The sequence below is a fragment of the Curvibacter gracilis ATCC BAA-807 genome, from assembly GCF_000518645.1.
GTDB classification, from domain to species: domain Bacteria; phylum Pseudomonadota; class Gammaproteobacteria; order Burkholderiales; family Burkholderiaceae_C; genus Curvibacter; species Curvibacter gracilis.
In genome coordinates, this window is sequence record NZ_JADZ01000032.1 from 48,080 (window position 1) to 66,718 (window position 18,639).

Below are 18,639 nucleotides of genomic sequence, written 5' to 3' on the forward strand. Positions count from 1 at the left end.
GGAGAACCTTGTCATGACCCCCTATTTGAAGGATCGCCGGGTGCTGTCGGCCGCCTGGGCTGCGGCCCTCCTCCTGCTGGGCGGCTGTTCGGCCCTGCCCGAACGCCCGGTGCGCCCTGCCCAGTACGATTTCGGCCCCGGCCTGGCGCAGGCCGACGCGGCCACGACGCCGGCCAAACCCTTGCCCGTGCTGGCGCTGGCCGACCTGGAGCCCGTGGGCGTGTTCGAGGGGTCGAGTGCCGTGCTGTACCGCCTGGCCTACGCGGGGGACCAGCAACTGCGGCCCTACGCGCAGGCCCGCTGGACCTTGCCGCCGGCGCAGCTGATCCGGCAGCGCCTGCGCGATCATCTGTCGGCGCGTTACACGGTCATGAGTGCGGGCGAGAGTGCGGCGCTCAAGCGTGCCGACAACCAGCCTGTGCGGGTGCTGCGCCTTGAGCTGGAGGAGTTCACCCAGGTGTTTGACAGCCCCAGCCAGAGCCAGGCGCTGGTGCGCCTGCGCGCCACCCTGGTCGACAACAGCCCTGCGGGAGAAACCCTGTTGGCCCAGCAGGTCTTCACCGCGCGCGAGCCTGCCGCCAGTGCCGACGCGGTCGGCGGCGTACTGGCGCTGACACGGGCCACCGATCAGGTGGCACGCACCTTGGGGCAGTGGCTGGAGCGGGCCCGCTGAGCCTCGGGGCCCAGCCCGGGCCAGCCAGGCTGGGCCGCAAGCGCCCTGGTGTTTGAAAATGATGGGCGTGAGCTCACGGGGGCGTCAACCTGCCGATGGGTCCCTTCGTTGAGTCCACTGGTGCAGGCTGCTTGATCGAAGGTTGCCTGGACTGGATCTGCGGTGGGGGAACTTCGTCTACCGCCTATCATCCACTCACATCAATGAGGGCGATCACGCCCCGAGGGAGCCCCATGTCAGACACCAGGAAGAACGCACCGCCCAAGGGTGGCGCCAACCCCCAGACCCCGCCCGCACGTGCTGCGCAGCCATCTGCGGACGCCGATGCACAGACCTCACAGGGCACCCCGGCCTGGGCCAAGGCCTCGGTGGCCTGGCCCTTCAAGGCGGCGCCCTCGCTGGCCCAACGCACGCGCCGCAAGCCCTGACAGGCGGGGCGCTGGCGGCGTCCGGCACCCTGCAATGCCTTGGCGGCCCGCTGGCTGACCTGGATCAAATCCTGGGGGAGCGCTCGCGCTTATGCTGCCGCGATTGCGCACACCCGGAGAACCCTCATGAACCAGCTCGAATGGAGCGACGCCCTGTCGCTGGACCTGCCTTTGATGGACGACACCCACCGTGAATTCGTCGATCTGCTGGCGCTCGTGGCCTCAGCCCCGGACGACACCCTGTTGCAACACTGGCAGGCACTGGTGGACCACACCGATGACCACTTCGGCCGTGAAGACCGCTGGATGCAGGACACCCGGTTCTCATCGTCCAACTGCCACACCATGCAGCACAAGGTGGTGTTGCAGGTGATGCGCGAAGGCGCGGTGCGCGGCGCCGCTGGCGATCTGGCCGTGGTGCGTCAAATGGCCTCCGAGCTGGCCATCTGGTTCCCGCAGCATGCGCAATCGATGGATGCGGCCTTGGCCTTGCACCTGCGCCGCGTGGGCTATGACCCCGAAACCGGTGCGGTGGCGTCGCCCGATGCCCTGCCCCAGGGTGAGATCCATGGCTGCGGCGGGTCGACCTGCTCCGACACCGCGGATGAAGCGCTGGCCGCCTGAGCGCCGCTGTACCTCAGGGCCTGGGCCCTGATTCAACAAAAGAACCCGCCGAGGCGGGTTTTTTGTTGTCTGTTCGATGTTGTCTGTGTGTGCCAGAGATGGCCGTGTGGGAGGGGCTCAGACAACAAAAAAGCCAGCAGGCTTGCACCTGCTGGCCTCAACTGGGCGAATGCGGCGAGTTTTTAGAAACGCCAGCCCAGACCCACACCCACCAGCAGGGGGTCCACCTTGAAGGTCCCCAACTTGCTGCCAGCGGCGCTCACATCCGTACGGATGTAAACCTTTTTCACGTCGAAGTTGACGTACAAATTCTTGCCCACGGGAATGTCCACACCGACTTGCAGGGCGGGGCCGAAGCTGTTGCTGTCCACGCTCACGCCTGCAGGCAGGTTGATGTCGCTCAGACGGGTGTAGTTGATACCGGCGCCGACGTAGGGCTTGAAGCCGTTGGCGTCGAAGTGGTATTGCAGCGTCAGGGTCGGCGGCAGGTGCTTGAACGAGCCGATGGCGGTGCCCTTCGAGTACAGCGTCTGGCTTTGCGGCACGGTCAGGATCAACTCGGCAGCGATGTTCTTGTTGATGAAGTAGGTGAAGTCGACTTCAGGCAGCCACTTGTTGTTGGTCGACAGACCCAGGCCGGTCGTGTCGCCGTTGGAGGCTTGCAGATTCACGGCGCGGGCGCGCACCAGCCAGGGGCCTTCGGCTTGCTGGGCGAAGGCCGCGCCAGACATCAGGGCACACAGAGCGGCGACAGCCATCACTTGCTTTTTCATGGTGTTCTTTCTCACATCACCGGGGACGGCCCCCGTATCGCTATTAAATTCAAATCACCCCGGTCAAACCTTGCGGAATGTCAAATTCAAAACCGACTCGGTACCAGGGGTGCCATTTCTTTGCGCTGTATCAAGTTTGTAGTGCTTGTGCTTTTGCCTCGGGCCTGGTGGCTGTGCTTGTTTTCAGCCCGGCAGCAGCGCCCGCACGGGTGCCGTGGCGCCCAGGCTGAAGGTGGCCACGGTCTGGGTCAGCCGTTCGGCCTGCTCGCGCAGGCTTTGCGCGGCCGCCGCAGACTGTTCCACCAGGGCGGCGTTTTGCTGCGTCATCTGGTCGAGTTGCCCGACCGAGCTGTTCACCTGGGAAATGCCCTGGCTTTGTTCAGCCGCCGCCGCCGCGATGTCGGCCACCACCGTGGTGACACGCTGGACAGCGCCGACGATGTCTTCCATGGTGCGGCCGGCTTCATGCACCTGGCGGGTGCCGTCTTCCACCCGTTCGACGCTGCTGGTGATCAGGCCCTTGATTTCCCGGGCGGCTTCGGCGCTGCGCTGCGCCAGGGTGCGCACTTCGCTGGCCACCACGGCGAAGCCGCGGCCTTGTTCGCCGGCCCGGGCGGCCTCCACCGCGGCGTTCAGCGCCAGGATGTTGGTCTGGAAGGCGATGCTGTCGATCAGGCCGGTGATGTCGGCGATGCGGCGCGAGCTCGCATTGATGGCTTCCATGGTGCTCACCACCTGGGCCACCACGGCCCCACCGTGCGAGGCCACTTCGGTGGCGTGGGAGGCGAGGTCGCTGGCCGTGTGGGCCGCATCTGCGGTCTGCTTCACATGGCCCGTGAGCTGCTCGATCGACGAGGCGGTGAGCTGCAGGCTGGCGGCCGTCTGCTCGGTGCGCACCGACAGGTCGTGGTTGCCGGTGGCGATTTCGGCGCTGGCGGTGGCAATGCTGTCGGCCGACTGGCGGATACCCAGGATCACCTGGGTCAGCGAGGCCTGCATGGTGCCCAGGGCCTGCAGCAGATGGCTGGTTTCATCTCGGCTGTCGTGGCTGGCAAGCTGTTGTTGGGGCAGCGGGCTGAGGTCGCCGGAGGCCACCTGTTGGGCGACTTTGAGCGAACGCGACACGGGTTGGGTGATGCTGCGTGTGATGAGCACCGAGCAGGCCACACCCACGCCCAGGCACAGGCTGCCCAGCAGCCACATCAGGTGGCGAGCGCGGTCGTTGGCTTCGCGGATCGGGGCGGCCGCCTGGTCGAGGGCCTTGCGTTGCATTTCAAGCAGGGTCTTGACGCGTTCCACGTAGCGGCTGGCGGTGGGCAGGAAGGCGCTTTCCAGCAGTTTGTCGGCCTCGGCCGGTTGCCCGTCGCGTTTGAGGCGGATCACATCGTCGCGTGCAGCCACGTAGCCCTTGCGCAACTCCGAGATCTCGGCAAACAGGCGCTTTTCCTCGGCACTCAGCATCAGGCCCTCCACCTGTTTCTGGATGGCGGTGGTGTCGGCGGCCGATTGTTTCTGCTCTTCGGCAAAGAAGGTGGCCAGCGAGGGATCGGTGCTTTTCGCAATCGCCGTGGTGCGGCGCACCGCGCTGTGAATGAGGCGGTACCAGTCGGAGATCAGCCGCTCTTTGGCCAGGGGCTGGTCGATGATGGCCTGGGTGGATTCGGTGGCGGTCTGCAATTGCCAGTTGCCCAGGCCGGTGTTGAGCAGCGTGAGCAGCAATAAGAGGCCGAAGCCCAGCGCGAGCCGGGTGCCAATGGGAAGTTTCTGCATGGGTAGGGTCCTGTGACTGCGACGCGGCCGGATGGCACGGCGGCTAAAACCGGCTTTCCGGTTGGAATGGCCGTTCGGACGGCGTTTCGGTGATTCTAGAAATGCGAGCCATGCACCGCTTGGGTGCTTGGGGTTTCCTTGACCGATATCAATCGCAGGCCCCATGGGCCGCTGGCTCAGTGGCTCAGCGGCTCATCAGGATGGGGAACAGTTTGCCCAGGCCGTCGGCCATCACTTCCACCGACAGGGCGGCCAGGATCAGGCCCATGAGTCGGGTCATCACGTTGATGCCGGTCTTGCCGAGAATGCGGGCAATCGGCTCGGCCAGCGAAAAGCACACGGCCGTGGCCAGGGCGATCACCGCCCCGTAGCCCACCAGGGCGGCATGCTGCCAGAAGGTGTGGGCCTTGTCGGCGTAGATCACCACGGTGGACATGGTGGCGGGCCCGGTCAGCAGCGGGATGGTCAGGGGAACGACCGCGATCGAGGCCCGGGCAGCCGCGTCATTGACCTCGTCGGCGTTCGACTTGGCTTCGGCCGGCTGGGCGTTGAGCATGTTGATCGAGCCGATCAGCAGCAGCGTGCCGCCCCCGACCTGGAAGCTCTGCAGCGAGATGCTGAAGAAATCCAGGATCTGCAGCCCCAGGATGGCGCTGATGGCGATCACGGCAAAGGTGCTGATGGCCGAAATGCCGATGGTGCGCCGGCGTTGGGCGGGCGTGAAATCCTGGGTGTAGTGGATGAAGAAGGGAACGATCGCCAGTGGGTTGACGATGGCGAGCAGGGTGACAAGGGGCTTGAAGTCCATGCGCTTGAGTCTCGCACATCGACCTTTCAGAAACCATGCACCGCTACACGGTGCTTTCCATGAGTTATTCGGTTTGTGTGGTGGCTGGCTCGCGGCGGCGGAACATGCCGTAGCCTTCCATGTGCAGCACCTTGTCACCATGCTGGTTGAACATCTCCCACTGGGTGCGCACCAGGCCCACGTCGGGGCGTTTGCTCATGGGGCGGCTTTCCAGCACCGTGTGCTGCAGCCTCAGGGTGTCGCCCGGAAACACCGGTTTGAGCCACTTGATGCCCTCCAGGCCCGGGGAGCCCAGGCTGGAGGATTCACGCAGGAAGTTGGTCACCATCAGGCGCATGGCCATGGAGCAGGTGTGCCAGCCGCTGGCACACAGCGCCCCGAAGACCGAGGCCTTGGCGGCTTCGTCGTCCAGGTGAAAGGGCTGGGGGTCGAACTGGCTGGCGAAGGCGATGATGTCTTCACGGCTGGGGCTGATGGTGCCCAGGTCTCTTTGAAAACCGACGTGCAGGTCTTCCCAGTAGTAGCGGAGGGTGGGGGGCGATTGGGTCATGGGTGGTGGGTGTAAGCGCGTTCTGGGGGGCTCAACGGCCACCGGAAACGTCCAGCAGCGACATGGTGGTGTAGCTTGCCGCGTCAGACAGCAACCACACAATCGCCTGCGCGACTTCTTCGGCACTGCCGCCGCGCTGCATGGGCACCTGGTGGGCCAGGTCGCGCACCCGGTCGGGCAGGCCGCCCGAGGCGTGGATGTCGGTCTCGATCAGGCCGGGGCGCACGGCATTGACGCGGATGCCTTCGGCCGCCACCTCCTTGGCCAGGCCGATGGTGAAGGCGTCCACCGCGCCCTTGGCGGCGGCGTAGTCCACGTACTGCCCCGGTGAGCCCAGGCGGGCGGCTGCGCTGGAGACGTTGACGATGGCGCCCCCCTCACCGCCGTGTCGGTGGCTCATGCGGCGCACGGCCTCGCGGGCGCACAGCAGGGTGCCGATCACGTTGATGTCGAACATGCGCTTCCAGCGGGCCACACTCATGTCCTCGACCCGGGCGGAGACATCGACCACGCCGGCGTTGTTCACCAGGGCGCTCAGGCGTCCCAGTTTGGCGTCGATCTTGGCGAACATGCCCAGCACCTGGGCCTCGTCGGCCACGTCGGCCTGCACCGCCACCGCCTGGCCGCCACCCGCGCGGATCTGGCGCACCACTTCGTCCGCGGCCAGGGAGTTGGCCGTGTAGTTCACGGCCACGGCGTAGCCCTGCTGCGCTGCCAGCAAGGCCGTGGCCGCACCGATGCCACGGCTGCCGCCGGTGACCAACACTACTTTGCTCATATCCATGTCTCCAGCCCGATGGGGTCAATTGGGGTAAAAAGCCGCCTGTGTCCAGCGACGCGTGTTCGCGCTATTTTGCGTCGCGCGTCGGCAGCGCCTGGGCTTTGCCGTGCTTGCTGCGGGCCATTTACTTTCCAACAGGAGTTTTCCATGGGTCAATTCATCGATCTGAAGGCCGCTGACGGCCGTGTGTTCCCCGCCTATGTGGCGCAGCCTGCCGGCGCGCCCAAGGGGGCCATCGTGGTGCTGCAGGAGATCTTCGGCGTCAACTCGCACATCCGCTCGGTGGCCGACGGCTATGCCGCCCAGGGCTACCTGGCCGTGGCGCCGGCCACGTTCGACCGGGTCAAGCCCGGGGTGGAGCTGGGCTACACCGAGGCTGACATGGGTGAGGGTTTTGGCTACAAGACCGCAGTCGAAGCCCTGCCTGCACCGGGCGTGCTGCAAGACATCCAGGCCGCCATCGACCACGCGGCCAGCGCCGGCAAGGTGGGCATCGTGGGCTATTGCTGGGGTGGCTTGCTGGTCTGGCGCGCGGCAGCGGCCTTGTCTGGCCTGAGTGCGGCCGTGGCCTATTACGGCGGCGGCGTGACCACCCCTGCCGAAGTGGCGCGCCAGCCGCAGGTGCCGGTGCTGGCGCACTTCGGCGACCAGGACCACTGGATTCCGCTCGACTCGGTGGAGGTCTTCCGGGCCGCCCACCCCGAGGTGCAGGTGCATGTCTATGCGGCCAACCACGGTTTCAATTGCGATCAGCGCGGTTCCTATGACGAGGCTGCGGCCAACACGGCACGTGAGCGCTCGCTGGCCTTCTTTGCGCAGCACCTGGCTTGAGGGGCGATGGCGCTGGTGCGGTGACAATCATCGCTTCAGCGCCACCTGACCACCCTGCGTACAGCCATGAGTTCCTTGCCCCCCGCCGATGAGGCGCTGCCTCTGTTTCCTCTGCAAACCGTGTTGTTCCCGGGGGGCTGGCTGCCGCTGCAGATCTTCGAGGTGCGCTACCTGGACATGATCGGCCAGTGCCACCGCGAAGGTCGTCCCTTTGGGGTGGTGTCGTTGCTGCAGGGGCAGGAGGTGCAACGTGCCGGTGATTCGGCGCCCGAGGCGTTTCAGCCCGTGGGCACGCTGGCGCACATCGTCGGGCTGGAGCGGCCTCAACCCGGGCTGATGTATATCCGCTGCGAGGGCGGGCAACGGTTTCGCCTGGCGACGCCGCAGCGTCTCAAGCATGGGCTGTGGGTGGCGCCGGTGGCCGAGTGGTTGCCGGCCGATCCATGGGTGGCGGTGCCTGATGACCTGTTGCATGTGCAGCGTGCGCTGCAGACCCTGGTGGCCCAGGGCGAGGCCGAGGTGCAACGCCAGCCGCAGGCCGGGTTGGAGCTGCCGGTGCGCCAGCCCTACCAGTGGCACGACGCGGGTTGGCTGGCCAACCGCTGGTGTGAGTTGCTGGGCTTGCCGGCGGCCCAGATGCAGCAGTTGATGAGCCTGGAAAGCCCCTTGCTGCGCCTGGAGCTGGTGGCCGATCTGCTGGAGCGCGACCACGGCCTGACGCCCCCCGCGCCGCACTGAGCGCTGCGGCGTGGCGTGGCGTGGCGTGGCCCGGCTCAGCGCCGGGTTCTGGCCAGGTACTGCTTGCGCCAGAACACCACGATCAGCCCCAGCGCGATCAGGCCCATGGAGCCCATGGCCCACCAGAAGCCGGTTTCCCGGTGCACCAGGGGGATGAATTCGAAGTTCATGCCGAAAATGCCTGCGATCAGGTTCAGGGGCAGGAACACGGCCGTCAGCGCCGTCAGGGTGCGCATGATGTCGTTGGTGCGGTTGCTCTGGGCCGAGAAGTGCATCTGCACCGCGGTCTCGGCGCTTTGCTCCAGCCGGCGCACATGGTGCACCACGCGCTCGATGTGCTCCAGCACATCGCGGCTGCGCACTTTCAGCAGATCCCGCTCGCGCTGTTCGGCCGGGGTGTGGGCGTCGGGCCAGGTCTCCAGGGCATCGATCCAGTCCTGGATGGCGGCGCGCTGGTCCTCGCAAATTTCGTCGAGCTGGTGCAAGGACAGTCGCGCCTCCAGCAGGGCACTCCAGTTGTTGAAGCGGGTGCCGGGCTTGAGCAGAGAACTTTGCCAGTGGTCGAGCTGGCGGGTCAGCTCGCGGCGCAGCTCCAGGTAGCCGTCCACCATCAGATTGACCAATCGCAGCATCAGGTCGGCCGGGTTGGCCGGAACGCGTGAGCCCGTGGGGCGCGGGTCGGTGTGGCCGTGGTTGAGCAGGCGCGCGGCATAGGCCTCGCGCACACTGCAGTCGCTGGGGTGCACGGTGAGCAGCAACTGGTCGAACAGGGCAAAGCCCACCGGGCTGGTATCGATGCGGCGCAGCACGGGGGGGCCGCCACGTGCTGGCGAGCGCACCAGCGGTTCGCCTGGATGGGCACCCTCTGCGTCGCTCTGGCGTGTGGCCAGCCTGCGAAACACCAGCAAATCGTATTGCGAGGTGTAGTCGTAGTGGGACGGCAACTGGTTGTTCAGCAGGTCCGAGATGTGCAGGTCCACCAGTTGCAGTCCAGTCCAGGCCAGCAAGGCGGCTTGCAGACGCCCCTGCAGGAGCTCGAACTCCTGGCGTGAGCAGGCGAGCCACAGGTAGCCCTGGTCCGGCAGGTGCTCGGGCAGGGTGTCGGTCTCGCTGATGTTCGAGCCTTGGATCGAGAAGATGCGCATGGCGGGTGGCAGTGTGGTGTCAGCCGTTCTGCTGCAGGGCTTTGGCCGCGTCGATGGCGAAGTAGGTGAGCACGCCGTCGGCACCGGCGCGCTTGAAGGCGAGCAGGCTTTCCAGCATCACGGCATCGTGATCGAGCCAGCCGTTCTGGGCCGCGGCCTTCAGCATGGCGTATTCGCCGCTGACCTGGTAGGCGAAGGTGGGCACATGGAACTGGTCCTTGACGCGGCGCACGATGTCCAGGTAGGGCATGCCGGGTTTCACCATCACCATGTCGGCGCCTTCGGCCAGGTCCAGGGCCACTTCGCGCAGGGCCTCGTCGCTGTTGCCGGCATCCATCTGGTAGACCTTCTTGTTGCTTTTGCCCAGGTTGGCCGACGAACCCACCGCGTCACGGAAGGGGCCGTAGAAGGCGCTGGCGTACTTGGCGCTGTAGGCCATGATGCGGGTGTGGATCAGGCCTTGGGCCTCAAGCTGCTCGCGGATGGCGCCGATGCGCCCGTCCATCATGTCGCTGGGCGCCACGATGTCGACCCCGGCCTGGGCCTGAACCAGGGCCTGGCCCACCAGCACCTCGGTGGTCTCGTCATTGAGGATGTAGCCGCTGTCGTCCAGCAGGCCGTCCTGGCCGTGGCTGGTGAAGGGGTCCAGCGCCACGTCGGTCATGATGCCCAGTTCGGGCACTTCTTTCTTCAGGGCCTGCACCACGCGCGGAATCAGACCATCGGGGTTCAGGGCTTCCTTGCCATCCGGCGTCTTGAGGGCGTTGTCGATCACCGGAAACAGGGCCATCACTGGGATGCCCAGGCGGGCGCACTCTTCGGCCTGGCGCAGCAGCAGGTCGAGGCTGAGCCGCTCGACACCGGGCATCGAGGCCACGGCCTCGCGGCGGTTTTGGCCCTCGTGCACGAACACGGGGTAGATCAGATCGTGAGCGCTCAGCCGGTGTTCACGAACCAGGTTGCGCGTGAAGTTGTCACGCCGCAGGCGGCGGGGGCGGTTGGCGGGGAAGGGGGCGGGGTGGAGGAGGGGGGAGGTCATTCGAAAATTGTGCCTCATACCTCGGCGTTCAGTAAATGACGAGGCAGAACAGGCATTTCATAAATATCAATTTGGCGTGGGATGTACGGTGATTTATGGGGATGTGCGGCTTTTTTCTGACGGAATCTCGTGTAAATCTGAATTTCTTGCTTGAGTTTGGGCGGTGACTTTGCTAAATTACCCCTGGGCAGCTTGCTGCTCCCCGCTTTTCCTCCCTGAGCGGGTGCCTTGATGTGTGACAGCAAAAAGGCTTCCTGACCCGGCCCATGGCCGGGTTTTTTTTTGCCCTCTTGTGGCAAAGCAAGGCTTGGCAATGGTTTGCCCGGGGCTTCTGGACAGGCAAAGATCTGGCCCTACACTGGGGTCATGCTCTGGATCAAAGCCTTTCACATCGTCTTCGTGGCCAGCTGGTTTGCCGGTCTGTTTTACCTGCCTCGCATTTTTGTCAATTTGGCCATGGTGCCTGTGGGTTCTGTGGCAGAGCGGGAGCGCTTGTTGCTGATGGCTCGCAAATTGTTGCGATTCACCACCCTGTTGGCCATTCCTGCGCTGGCTCTGGGGGCGGTGCTCTGGCTGGGCTATGGCATCGGGCGCGGGCCTGGCAATGGTTGGATGCATGCCAAGCTGACCGTGGTGGTGTTGGTTCTGGCTTACCACCATGTGTGTGCCAGGCTGCTCAGGCAGTTTGTGGACAATCAGAACCGGCGTGGGCATGTGTGGTTCCGTTGGTTCAATGAGGCGCCGGTGCTGCTGATGCTCGTGGCTGTTGTGTTGGTGGTGGTCAAGCCGTTTTGATGGCTGAGGCAGGTGCCGTGTCTGAACACAAAAGCGCAGCCTGGCCCCTGGCCCAGGTGTATGCGGCGCTGATTGTTTATGCCAGCCTTTACCCGTTTGGTGAGTGGCGTACACAGGGGATATCGCCTTTTGCTTTTCTGTTGGCGCCGCTGCCCAGGTATTGGACTGGGTTTGACGTTCTGTCGAACGCCTTGGGCTATGGCCCCCTGGGTTTTCTGATCACTCTGGGCGGGCTGCGCAGCAGGCTGGCGCGCCCTCTGCTGTTGGCGGTGGGGGCGGCGTTCTGTCTGTCGCTGGCCATGGAGAGCTTGCAGAGTTACCTGCCCTCGCGGGTGCCCTCCAATGTGGATCTGTTTCTCAACGCCATGGGGGGCGCCGTGGGGGCCATGGCAGCGTGGGCGCTGGAGCGCCTGGGGGCCTTGGATCGTTGGAGTCTGTTCCGGGCGCGTTGGTTTGTGCCGGAGTCGCGCGGGGCGCTGGTGTTGCTGGCGCTGTGGCCGGTGGGCCTGTTGTTCCCGGCTGCGGTGCCGCTGGGCTTGGGGCAGGTCATGGAGCGGGTTGAGGAGGGGCTGGCCGACTGGTTGGCCGATACACCTCTGCTCGATTGGCTGCCTGTGCGCGATGTGGAGCTGCAGCCCTTGATCCCGAGTGCTGAGCTGCTCTGTGTGGCCTTGGGCGCCCTGGTGCCTTGTTTGATGGCCTACAGCATTGTGCGTTCCCTGCCTCGGCGGGTGGCGATGCTGGTGCTGGTGCTGGGGGTGGGCCTGGGCTTCACGGCCTTGTCGGCCGCCTTGAGTTACGGCCCTGCCCATGCTTGGAGCTGGCTGAGTCTGCCCGTGCAGTTGGGCCTGCTGCTGGCCTTGTTGTTGGCCCTGCCATCGCTGTGGCTGACACGCCGCGGTTGCGCCGCCTTGTGTCTGCTGGCGCTGGGCATCCACCTGTCCATTCTGAATCAGTCACCGACCAGCGCCTACTTTGCCCAGACGCTGCAGACCTGGGAGCAGGGGCGCTTCATTCGTTTCAATGGTCTGGCGCAATGGGTGGGCTGGTTGTGGCCCTATGCCACGCTGGTGTATCTGATCAGTTGGATGGCCCGCCGCGAGCCGGGTTGAGGGGCGGGCGGTGCCGTGAGGCGGCTTCTTTCTGGCTTCTCTCTAGAATGGCGCCATGTCTGAATCCTCTACCGTCAAGCCCGCCGCCGGCGCTGTTGCCGATGGTGCGCCGCAGCTTGCTGCGCAGCCCTCCTATTACGAGCGGCACATCTTTTTCTGCCTCAATGAGCGCGTCAATGGTGAGGACAGCTGTGCTCACCATGGCGCCAAAGAGGCGTTTGACCGATGCAAGGCGCAGGTCAAGGCCGCAGGCCTGGCAGGGCCGGGTCAGGTTCGGGTGAACAAGGCCGGTTGCCTGGACCGCTGTGCTGGCGGGCCGGTGGCGGTCGTTTACCCCGAAGCGGTCTGGTACACCTTTGTGGACCCCAGCGATGTGGACGAGATCGTCGAATCCCACCTCAAGAACGGCAAGGTGGTCGAGCGCTTGCTGACCCCGCCTCACCTCGGGCGTTGATTTTGTGTTGGATGTTGAACCGGGTCGCGTCCTGGCGGAGCGACCCGGTCCTGTTTGAGAAGGTACCGCCATGAATGCCCAAACCCTGAAGCTTGAACTCGCAGGTCCGTCCGGGGCGCTGCAAGGTCTGCGTGATGCGGCCACCGTGCCCGAAGGGGGCGCCTCGAGGGGCGTTGCCATCATTGCCCACCCCCACCCGCTGTTTGGCGGCACCATGGACAACAAAGTGGTGCAGACCTTGGCGCGGGCCTTTGTCCAGTCGGGTTGGGACGCTGTGCGCTTCAACTTCCGAGGTGTCGGAGCCAGTGCCGGCGCCTGGGATGAGGGGCGTGGGGAGATTGACGACTTTCTGGCCGTCCTGGAACAGCAGGCGCCCCAGGGTCCCATTGCGATCGCCGGGTTTTCTTTCGGTGCGTATGTGGCCAGCCATGCCCTCAAGGCTGCCTGGCCCGGCCGAGTGGTAGAGCGGGTGGTGTTGGTGGGTACGGCAGCTTCGCGCTTCCAGGTGGCCGAGTTGCCGCCAGAGGCGCATGAGCGCGCCTTGGTGCTGCATGGCGAGCAAGATGACACGGTGCCGCTGGCTGCGGTCATGGATTGGGCGCGGCCCCAGGCCCTGCCGGTGACCGTGGTGCCCGGAGGGGGGCATTTCTTTCACGGACAGTTGCCCTTGTTGAAGGCCTTGGTGGTTCGCCATTTGCGCCCCTGAGAAGGGCAGCGTCATGAACTTTGGGGTGCTTGGGGCCCTCTCATGACCTGGCCGTGGTTTCTTCTCGGCCCTTTTCTTTCCGCACTGTGCGCTCTACCCACATGAGATGTTTTTTCAAGGCACTGTTGGTGTCCATGGTCTTGGTGACGGCGCTGCCGCTGTCGGCGCAGGCGCCTCAGGCCCCCGATGTTGCAGCGCGATCCTACTTGCTGCTGGACGTGACGGCCCATCAGATCCTGGCGGAGAAAGACATCGACTCGCCGGTGGAGCCGGCTTCATTGACCAAGCTGATGTCGGCTTACCTTGTCTTTGATGCGCTGAAGGCCGGGAAGATCGATCTCAAGCAGCGTCTGCCGGTCAGTGAGCGGGCCTGGAAGATGCCAGGATCGCGCATGTTCATCGATCCCAAGATGACGGTGCCGGTAGAGGATCTGATCAAGGGCATGGTGGTGCTGTCGGGCAACGACGCCACGATGGCCCTGGCCGAAGGGGTGGGTGGCACCGCCGAGCGCTTCGTTGAACTCATGAATGCCCAGGCCAAGGCCTTGGGCATGAAGAACACCGTTTACAAGAACCCTGAGGGCATGGTGGAGCCTGGTCATACCAGCACCGCCAGGGATCTGAGCGTCTTGGCCAGTCGCCTGATCCGTGATTTTCCTGAGTACATCAGCTACTACGGCATCAAGCAATACCGTTACGAGGGCACGTCGGCCACGAACACCGGCAACCGCAACTTGCTGCTGTTTCGTGATCCGACGGTCGATGGTCTGAGCACGGGGCACACCAACGCGGCAGGCTATGGGCTGGTGGCCACGTCCAAGCGGGACTTTCCAAATGTCGGTGGGCGTCGGTTGTTGTCGATCGTGTTGGGCGCTGCCAGTGAGAACGCGCGAGCGAACGAAAGCCAGAAGTTGCTGAACTGGGGCTATACGGCCTACGAAGCCGTCAAGTTATTCGATGCCGGGCAGCCTGTGGTGACGCCCAATGTCTGGAAGGGCAAAGAGAACACGGCACGTCTGGGGCGCACCGAGGCGATTGTGGTGGCTGTGCCGGCTGGGATGGCCAGCAAGTTGCAAACCCAGGTGACCCGGCCGGATCCTGTGGTTGCTCCTCTGCAGAAAGGGCAGACTGTCGGCATGCTGAAGGTCAGTCTGGCCGATCAGCCGCTGCTGGAAATGCCGTTGCTGGCCCTGGATGGCGTTGAGCAGGCCGGTGTGATGGGCCGTGCCTGGGATGCTTTGCGTCTCTGGATCAAGTGACAGGGCAAGGCTTTGTCAAGCCGTACTTGCCCCCAAAAGCCTGACCTGATACAGTAGAAGGCTTTTCGGAATTTCCGAAGGGTTGCACATTTGCGCGTCAATCTGATTTGACCTGCACGCACCATGTTCCTGCTGTGGCTGCCGAGAGATCCATTTGGATGGCTCGCTGGTTTGTACAAGTGGTTCTGATGGTTTGTTGCGGCGGGTCAGATGGTCGCGTTTCACGCGTGTGCAGTGCCGTGCGGTGTCGATTGCTCGGCTTTTTTGTAATTTTCAAACGTTTAGGGACGTTTCATGCCAACCATCAACCAGCTCGTGCGTCAGGGGCGCGAGGTCGAAAAGACCAAGTCCAAGAGCCCCGCGATGCAAAACTCTCCCCAGCGTCGTGGCGTGTGCACCCGTGTGTACACCACGACCCCCAAGAAGCCTAACTCCGCTCTGCGTAAGGTTGCCAAGGTGCGCCTGACCAACGGTTTCGAGGTGATCTCCTACATCGGCGGCGAAGGCCACAACCTGCAGGAACACAGCGTGGTGCTGGTTCGTGGCGGTCGTGTCAAGGACTTGCCCGGTGTGCGTTACCACATCGTGCGTGGTTCGCTCGACTTGCAAGGCGTGAAAGACCGCAAGCAAGCGCGTTCCAAGTACGGCGCGAAGCGCCCGAAGAAGGCTTAAGCAGTTTTGCTGTCAGCCACGGGTGAATGGTTCCCGAAAGCGTCACAGCTTTGAAAAACATCGGTGTTTGAATGGCCTGGCTGGCCTTCAGACGTAGTGACCCGAACAGTGCCATGTTGGCGCGGGGTCGAGTAAGTGAGTTGTCTTATGGCACTCGCGGTACCTGAAATGGTGCCAACTGAAGCATAGAGGTGAAGAAATGCCACGTCGTCGCGAAGTCCCTAAACGTGAAATCCTGCCGGACCCGAAGTTCGGTAACGTCGAGCTGTCCAAATTCATGAACGTGATCATGGAAGGCGGCAAGAAGGCGGTCGCAGAACGCATCATTTACGGTGCTCTGGACCTGATCGCCAAGAAGCATCCTGACAAGGACGCCCTGGAAGCTTTCACGGTTGCCATCAACAACGTGAAGCCCATGGTCGAAGTGAAGTCCCGCCGTGTTGGCGGTGCCAACTACCAAGTGCCTGTGGAAGTCCGCCCTGTCCGTCGTCTGGCTCTGTCCATGCGCTGGATCAAGGAAGCTGCCCGCAAGCGTGGCGAAAAGTCGATGGCCCAACGTCTGGCCAACGAACTGCTCGAAGCCACTGAAGGCCGTGGTGGTGCCATGAAGAAGCGTGATGAAGTTCACCGCATGGCCGAAGCCAACAAGGCTTTCAGCCACTTCCGCTTCTAAACAGATCCATCCCCTCGCGTCTGAGAGCCCGCCATCGTGCGGGCTCTCAGCGATTAACGGAGAAATTTCATGTCCCGCAAGACCCCCATCGAGCGCTACCGCAACATCGGTATTTCTGCTCACATTGACGCCGGTAAGACCACGACCACCGAGCGTATCCTGTTCTACACCGGTGTGAACCACAAGATCGGTGAAGTGCATGATGGCGCAGCCACCATGGACTGGATGGAGCAAGAGCAAGAGCGCGGCATCACGATCACCTCGGCTGCCACGACCTGCTTCTGGAAGGGCATGGACATGTCTTTCCCCGAGCACCGCATCAACATCATCGACACCCCCGGCCACGTTGACTTCACCATTGAAGTTGAGCGCTCGATGCGCGTGCTGGACGGCGCTTGCATGGTGTACTGCGCAGTGGGTGGCGTGCAGCCCCAGTCTGAAACCGTGTGGCGTCAGGCTAACAAGTACAAGGTGCCGCGTCTGGCCTTTGTGAACAAGATGGACCGTACCGGTGCCAACTTCTTCAAGGTCGTGGACCAGATGAAGCTGCGCCTGAAGGCCAATCCTGTGCCCATCGTGATCCCCATCGGCGCCGAAGAAAACTTCAAGGGCGTTGTGGACCTGCGCAAGATGAAGGCCATCATCTGGGATGAAGCCTCGCAAGGCATGAAGTTCAACTTCGAAGAAATCCCGGCCGACCTGCTTGAAACCGCCAAGGAATGGCGCGAAAAGATGGTTGAAGCTGCTGCCGAATCTTCGGAAGAGCTGATGAACAAGTACCTTGAAGAAGGTGACTTGACCGAAGAAGAGATCACCCACGGTCTGCGTACCCGTGCCATCGCCTGCGAAATCCAGCCGATGCTGTGCGGTACCGCCTTCAAGAACAAGGGTGTGCAGCGCATGCTGGACGCCGTGATCGAACTGATGCCTTCGCCCGTGGACATTCCGCCGGTGACCGGTACCGACGACGACGAGCAGCCGGTCAGCCGCAAGGCCGACGACAGCGAGAAGTTCTCGGCTCTGGCGTTCAAGCTGATGACCGACCCGTTCGTGGGTCAGCTGACCTTCGTCCGCGTTTACTCCGGCGTTCTGAGCAAGGGCGATACGGTGTACAACCCGGTGAAGGGTCGCAAGGAGCGTATCGGCCGTATCGTCCAGATGCACGCCAACGAGCGCCAGGAAGTGGACGAAATCCGCGCCGGCGACATCGCTGCCTGCGTGGGCTTGAAGGACGTCACCACGGGTGAAACCCTGTGTGATCCCGAAGCCATCGTCATGCTCGAACGCATGGTGTTCCCTGAGCCCGTGATCCGTCAGGCTGTGGAACCCAAGACCAAGGCCGACCAGGAAAAGATGGGCATCGCCCTGCAACGTCTGGCTTCGGAAGACCCGTCTTTCCGCGTCAACACCGACGAAGAATCGGGCCAGACCATCATCGCCGGTATGGGCGAGTTGCACCTGGAAATCATCGTTGACCGCATGAAGCGCGAATTCGGTGTGGAAGCCAACGTGGGCAAGCCGCAAGTGGCCTACCGCGAAACCATTCGCAAGTCGGTTGCCGATGTCGAAGGCAAGTTCGTGCGTCAGTCGGGCGGTAAGGGTCAGTACGGTCACGTGGTGTTCACCGTCGAGCCGAACGAAGTGGGCAAGGGCTTTGAGTTCGTCGACGCCATCAAGGGTGGTGTGGTTCCTCGCGAATACATCCCTGCTGTTGAAAAGGGTGTGATCGAAGCCCTGAACAGCGGTGTGCTGGCTGGCTACCCGGTGGTGGACGTCAAGGTTACGCTGACTTTCGGTTCGTACCACGATGTGGACTCGAACGAAAACGCGTTCAAGATGGCCGCTATCTTCGGTTTCAAGGAAGGTTGCCGCAAGGCCAACCCGGTCATTCTGGAGCCGATGATGGCTGTGGAAGTTGAAACCCCTGAAGACTACGCCGGCAACGTGATGGGTGACCTGTCCAGCCGTCGTGGCATGGTGCAGGGCATGGACGACATGGTGGGTGGCGGCAAGGCCATCAAGGCTGAAGTGCCGCTGTCGGAAATGTTCGGTTACTCGACCACGCTGCGTTCGATGTCGCAAGGTCGTGCCACCTACACGATGGAATTCAAGCACTACAGCGAAGCTCCGCGCAACGTGGCTGAAGCCATCGTGGCTGCACGCGCCAAGTAATTGGCTCCTGCCCCGCGCCTGCAGAGGCGGCGGGGCATCCTCATTTGTCTGCGATCCGGTGCCCCTTTGTTCCCGTGCGGAGGGATTGAGCAACTGGATGCAGACGTAAAACCACACACGGGGTCGCTCTTTTTGGAGATTGAAAATGGCAAAAGGCAAGTTTGAACGTACCAAGCCGCACGTGAACGTCGGCACCATCGGTCACGTTGACCACGGCAAGACCACCCTGACGGCTGCGATCGCTACCGTTCTGGCAGCCAAGTTCGGCGGCGAAGCCAAGGCTTACGACCAGATCGACGCAGCGCCCGAAGAAAAGGCCCGCGGCATCACCATCAACACCGCTCACGTTGAGTACGAAACCGCCAACCGTCACTATGCTCACGTGGACTGCCCCGGCCACGCTGACTATGTGAAGAACATGATCACCGGCGCTGCCCAGATGGACGGCGCTATCTTGGTGTGCTCGGCTGCTGACGGCCCGATGCCCCAAACCCGTGAACACATCCTGCTGTCCCGTCAGGTGGGCGTGCCTTACATCATCGTCTTCCTGAACAAGGCTGACCTGGTGGACGACGCCGAGCTGCTGGAACTGGTTGAAATGGAAGTGCGCGAGCTGCTGTCCAAGTACGAATTCCC

Annotated in this window: 22 protein-coding genes; 14 read left to right on the top strand and 8 right to left on the bottom strand. The window is 63.4% G+C overall.

Annotated features, from left to right (window positions below; genetic code table 11):
- Positions 1-13 precede the first annotated feature (13 nt).
- From L880_RS0121230 to L880_RS0121240, 3 genes are all read left to right on the top strand, one after another.
- A complete protein-coding gene (locus L880_RS0121230; RefSeq protein ID WP_043330173.1) occupies positions 14-673 on the top strand; it encodes an ABC-type transport auxiliary lipoprotein family protein in 660 nt (219 codons plus the stop codon).
- 233 nt (positions 674-906) lie between these two features.
- Positions 907-1,101 carry a hypothetical protein gene (locus tag L880_RS0121235; protein WP_027477389.1) on the top strand — a complete coding sequence of 65 codons (195 nt, stop codon included), beginning with the start codon at positions 907-909 and terminating at the stop codon, positions 1,099-1,101.
- 126 nt (positions 1,102-1,227) lie between these two features.
- Positions 1,228-1,725 (top strand): hemerythrin domain-containing protein, encoded by a 498-nt coding sequence (locus tag L880_RS0121240; protein ID WP_027477390.1) that lies wholly within the window; start codon positions 1,228-1,230, stop codon positions 1,723-1,725.
- Between the two features lie 182 nt (positions 1,726-1,907).
- Here the strand turns inward: L880_RS0121240 and L880_RS0121245 are convergent, their stop codons facing one another.
- The 5 genes from L880_RS0121245 to L880_RS0121265 all read right to left on the bottom strand — a co-directional run bounded on the left by L880_RS0121245 (position 1,908) and on the right by L880_RS0121265 (position 6,404).
- The gene (locus tag L880_RS0121245) at positions 1,908-2,498 is read right to left on the bottom strand and encodes an OmpW/AlkL family protein (protein WP_027477391.1); all 591 of its coding nucleotides are present in this window, start codon (positions 2,496-2,498) and stop codon (positions 1,908-1,910) included.
- Positions 2,499-2,681: 183 nt separating this feature from the next.
- Positions 2,682-4,268 (bottom strand): methyl-accepting chemotaxis protein, encoded by a 1,587-nt coding sequence (locus L880_RS0121250; protein ID WP_043330175.1) that lies wholly within the window; start codon positions 4,266-4,268, stop codon positions 2,682-2,684.
- A 184-nt stretch (positions 4,269-4,452) separates the two neighbouring features.
- Positions 4,453-5,076 (bottom strand): MarC family protein, encoded by a 624-nt coding sequence (locus L880_RS0121255; RefSeq protein ID WP_027477393.1) that lies wholly within the window; start codon positions 5,074-5,076, stop codon positions 4,453-4,455.
- Positions 5,077-5,140: 64 nt separating this feature from the next.
- Positions 5,141-5,626: a MaoC family dehydratase gene (locus L880_RS0121260; protein WP_027477394.1), complete on the bottom strand. Its 486-nt coding sequence runs from the start codon at positions 5,624-5,626 to the stop codon at positions 5,141-5,143.
- A gap of 31 nt (positions 5,627-5,657) precedes the next feature.
- Complete coding sequence (locus L880_RS0121265; protein ID WP_027477395.1) at positions 5,658-6,404, bottom strand: SDR family oxidoreductase; 747 nt, start codon at positions 6,402-6,404, stop codon at positions 5,658-5,660.
- A gap of 150 nt (positions 6,405-6,554) precedes the next feature.
- Between L880_RS0121265 and L880_RS0121270 the strand changes: the two genes are divergently transcribed.
- Positions 6,555-7,238, top strand: coding sequence for a dienelactone hydrolase family protein (locus L880_RS0121270; protein WP_027477396.1), 684 nt, complete (start codon positions 6,555-6,557; stop codon positions 7,236-7,238).
- A 66-nt stretch (positions 7,239-7,304) separates the two neighbouring features.
- A complete protein-coding gene (locus L880_RS0121275) occupies positions 7,305-7,976 on the top strand; it encodes an LON peptidase substrate-binding domain-containing protein (RefSeq protein WP_027477397.1) in 672 nt (223 codons plus the stop codon).
- Between the two features lie 35 nt (positions 7,977-8,011).
- On the opposite strand, the gene L880_RS0121280 is transcribed toward L880_RS0121275, so the two are convergent.
- Genes L880_RS0121280 through L880_RS35815 form a run of 3 tightly spaced genes read right to left on the bottom strand, consistent with a single transcriptional unit; the run spans position 8,012 to position 10,474 of the window.
- On the bottom strand, positions 8,012-9,121 hold the full coding sequence (locus L880_RS0121280; protein ID WP_027477398.1) for a magnesium transporter CorA family protein: 1,110 nt from the start codon (positions 9,119-9,121) through the stop codon (positions 8,012-8,014).
- Between the two features lie 19 nt (positions 9,122-9,140).
- On the bottom strand, positions 9,141-10,160 hold the full coding sequence (gene hemB / locus L880_RS0121285) for a porphobilinogen synthase (protein WP_027477399.1): 1,020 nt from the start codon (positions 10,158-10,160) through the stop codon (positions 9,141-9,143).
- Between the two features lie 14 nt (positions 10,161-10,174).
- Complete coding sequence (locus tag L880_RS35815) at positions 10,175-10,474, bottom strand: hypothetical protein (protein WP_157463010.1); 300 nt, start codon at positions 10,472-10,474, stop codon at positions 10,175-10,177.
- A 52-nt stretch (positions 10,475-10,526) separates the two neighbouring features.
- Between L880_RS35815 and L880_RS0121290 the strand changes: the two genes are divergently transcribed.
- From L880_RS0121290 to L880_RS0121330, 9 genes are all read left to right on the top strand, one after another.
- Positions 10,527-10,955 (top strand): CopD family protein, encoded by a 429-nt coding sequence (locus L880_RS0121290; protein WP_027477400.1) that lies wholly within the window; start codon positions 10,527-10,529, stop codon positions 10,953-10,955.
- On the top strand, positions 10,955-12,067 hold the full coding sequence (locus tag L880_RS0121295; RefSeq protein ID WP_027477401.1) for a VanZ family protein: 1,113 nt from the start codon (positions 10,955-10,957) through the stop codon (positions 12,065-12,067). Before L880_RS0121290 ends, L880_RS0121295 begins: the two co-directional genes overlap by 1 nt.
- A 55-nt stretch (positions 12,068-12,122) precedes the next feature.
- A complete protein-coding gene (locus L880_RS0121300) occupies positions 12,123-12,521 on the top strand; it encodes a (2Fe-2S) ferredoxin domain-containing protein (RefSeq protein WP_019577827.1) in 399 nt (132 codons plus the stop codon).
- A 70-nt stretch (positions 12,522-12,591) separates the two neighbouring features.
- A complete protein-coding gene (locus L880_RS0121305; protein ID WP_027477402.1) occupies positions 12,592-13,227 on the top strand; it encodes an alpha/beta hydrolase in 636 nt (211 codons plus the stop codon).
- Positions 13,228-13,361: 134 nt separating this feature from the next.
- Positions 13,362-14,486, top strand: coding sequence for a D-alanyl-D-alanine carboxypeptidase family protein (locus tag L880_RS0121310; protein WP_245615288.1), 1,125 nt, complete (start codon positions 13,362-13,364; stop codon positions 14,484-14,486).
- A 294-nt stretch (positions 14,487-14,780) separates the two neighbouring features.
- A complete protein-coding gene (gene rpsL / locus L880_RS0121315; protein WP_027477404.1) occupies positions 14,781-15,158 on the top strand; it encodes a 30S ribosomal protein S12 in 378 nt (125 codons plus the stop codon).
- Positions 15,159-15,357: 199 nt separating this feature from the next.
- Positions 15,358-15,831, top strand: a complete 474-nt coding sequence (rpsG, locus tag L880_RS0121320) for a 30S ribosomal protein S7 (RefSeq protein ID WP_019577824.1) — start codon at positions 15,358-15,360, stop codon at positions 15,829-15,831.
- A gap of 69 nt (positions 15,832-15,900) precedes the next feature.
- Positions 15,901-18,003, top strand: a complete 2,103-nt coding sequence (gene fusA / locus L880_RS0121325) for an elongation factor G (protein WP_027477405.1) — start codon at positions 15,901-15,903, stop codon at positions 18,001-18,003.
- A 145-nt stretch (positions 18,004-18,148) separates the two neighbouring features.
- The coding region (locus L880_RS0121330; RefSeq protein WP_027477406.1) for a GTP-binding protein at positions 18,149-18,639 on the top strand (491 nt) is incomplete at its 3' end.

Coding starts and splice junctions, on each gene's coding strand:
- L880_RS0121250 (WP_043330175.1), bottom strand. CDS start 4,268: ATGCAGAAACTTCCCATTGGCACCCGGCTCGCGCTGGGCTTCGGCCTC.
- fusA (WP_027477405.1), top strand. CDS start 15,901: ATGTCCCGCAAGACCCCCATCGAGCGCTACCGCAACATCGGTATTTCT.
- L880_RS0121230 (WP_043330173.1), top strand. CDS start 14: ATGACCCCCTATTTGAAGGATCGCCGGGTGCTGTCGGCCGCCTGGGCT.
- L880_RS0121235 (WP_027477389.1), top strand. CDS start 907: ATGTCAGACACCAGGAAGAACGCACCGCCCAAGGGTGGCGCCAACCCC.
- L880_RS0121310 (WP_245615288.1), top strand. CDS start 13,362: ATGGTCTTGGTGACGGCGCTGCCGCTGTCGGCGCAGGCGCCTCAGGCC.
- L880_RS0121265 (WP_027477395.1), bottom strand. CDS start 6,404: ATGAGCAAAGTAGTGTTGGTCACCGGCGGCAGCCGTGGCATCGGTGCG.
- L880_RS0121255 (WP_027477393.1), bottom strand. CDS start 5,076: ATGGACTTCAAGCCCCTTGTCACCCTGCTCGCCATCGTCAACCCACTG.
- L880_RS0121260 (WP_027477394.1), bottom strand. CDS start 5,626: ATGACCCAATCGCCCCCCACCCTCCGCTACTACTGGGAAGACCTGCAC.
- L880_RS0121240 (WP_027477390.1), top strand. CDS start 1,228: ATGAACCAGCTCGAATGGAGCGACGCCCTGTCGCTGGACCTGCCTTTG.
- L880_RS0121270 (WP_027477396.1), top strand. CDS start 6,555: ATGGGTCAATTCATCGATCTGAAGGCCGCTGACGGCCGTGTGTTCCCC.
- L880_RS0121245 (WP_027477391.1), bottom strand. CDS start 2,498: ATGAAAAAGCAAGTGATGGCTGTCGCCGCTCTGTGTGCCCTGATGTCT.
- hemB (WP_027477399.1), bottom strand. CDS start 10,160: ATGACCTCCCCCCTCCTCCACCCCGCCCCCTTCCCCGCCAACCGCCCC.
- rpsL (WP_027477404.1), top strand. CDS start 14,781: ATGCCAACCATCAACCAGCTCGTGCGTCAGGGGCGCGAGGTCGAAAAG.
- L880_RS0121305 (WP_027477402.1), top strand. CDS start 12,592: ATGAATGCCCAAACCCTGAAGCTTGAACTCGCAGGTCCGTCCGGGGCG.
- rpsG (WP_019577824.1), top strand. CDS start 15,358: ATGCCACGTCGTCGCGAAGTCCCTAAACGTGAAATCCTGCCGGACCCG.
- L880_RS0121295 (WP_027477401.1), top strand. CDS start 10,955: ATGGCTGAGGCAGGTGCCGTGTCTGAACACAAAAGCGCAGCCTGGCCC.
- L880_RS0121275 (WP_027477397.1), top strand. CDS start 7,305: ATGAGTTCCTTGCCCCCCGCCGATGAGGCGCTGCCTCTGTTTCCTCTG.
- L880_RS0121300 (WP_019577827.1), top strand. CDS start 12,123: ATGTCTGAATCCTCTACCGTCAAGCCCGCCGCCGGCGCTGTTGCCGAT.
- L880_RS0121290 (WP_027477400.1), top strand. CDS start 10,527: ATGCTCTGGATCAAAGCCTTTCACATCGTCTTCGTGGCCAGCTGGTTT.
- L880_RS0121280 (WP_027477398.1), bottom strand. CDS start 9,121: ATGCGCATCTTCTCGATCCAAGGCTCGAACATCAGCGAGACCGACACC.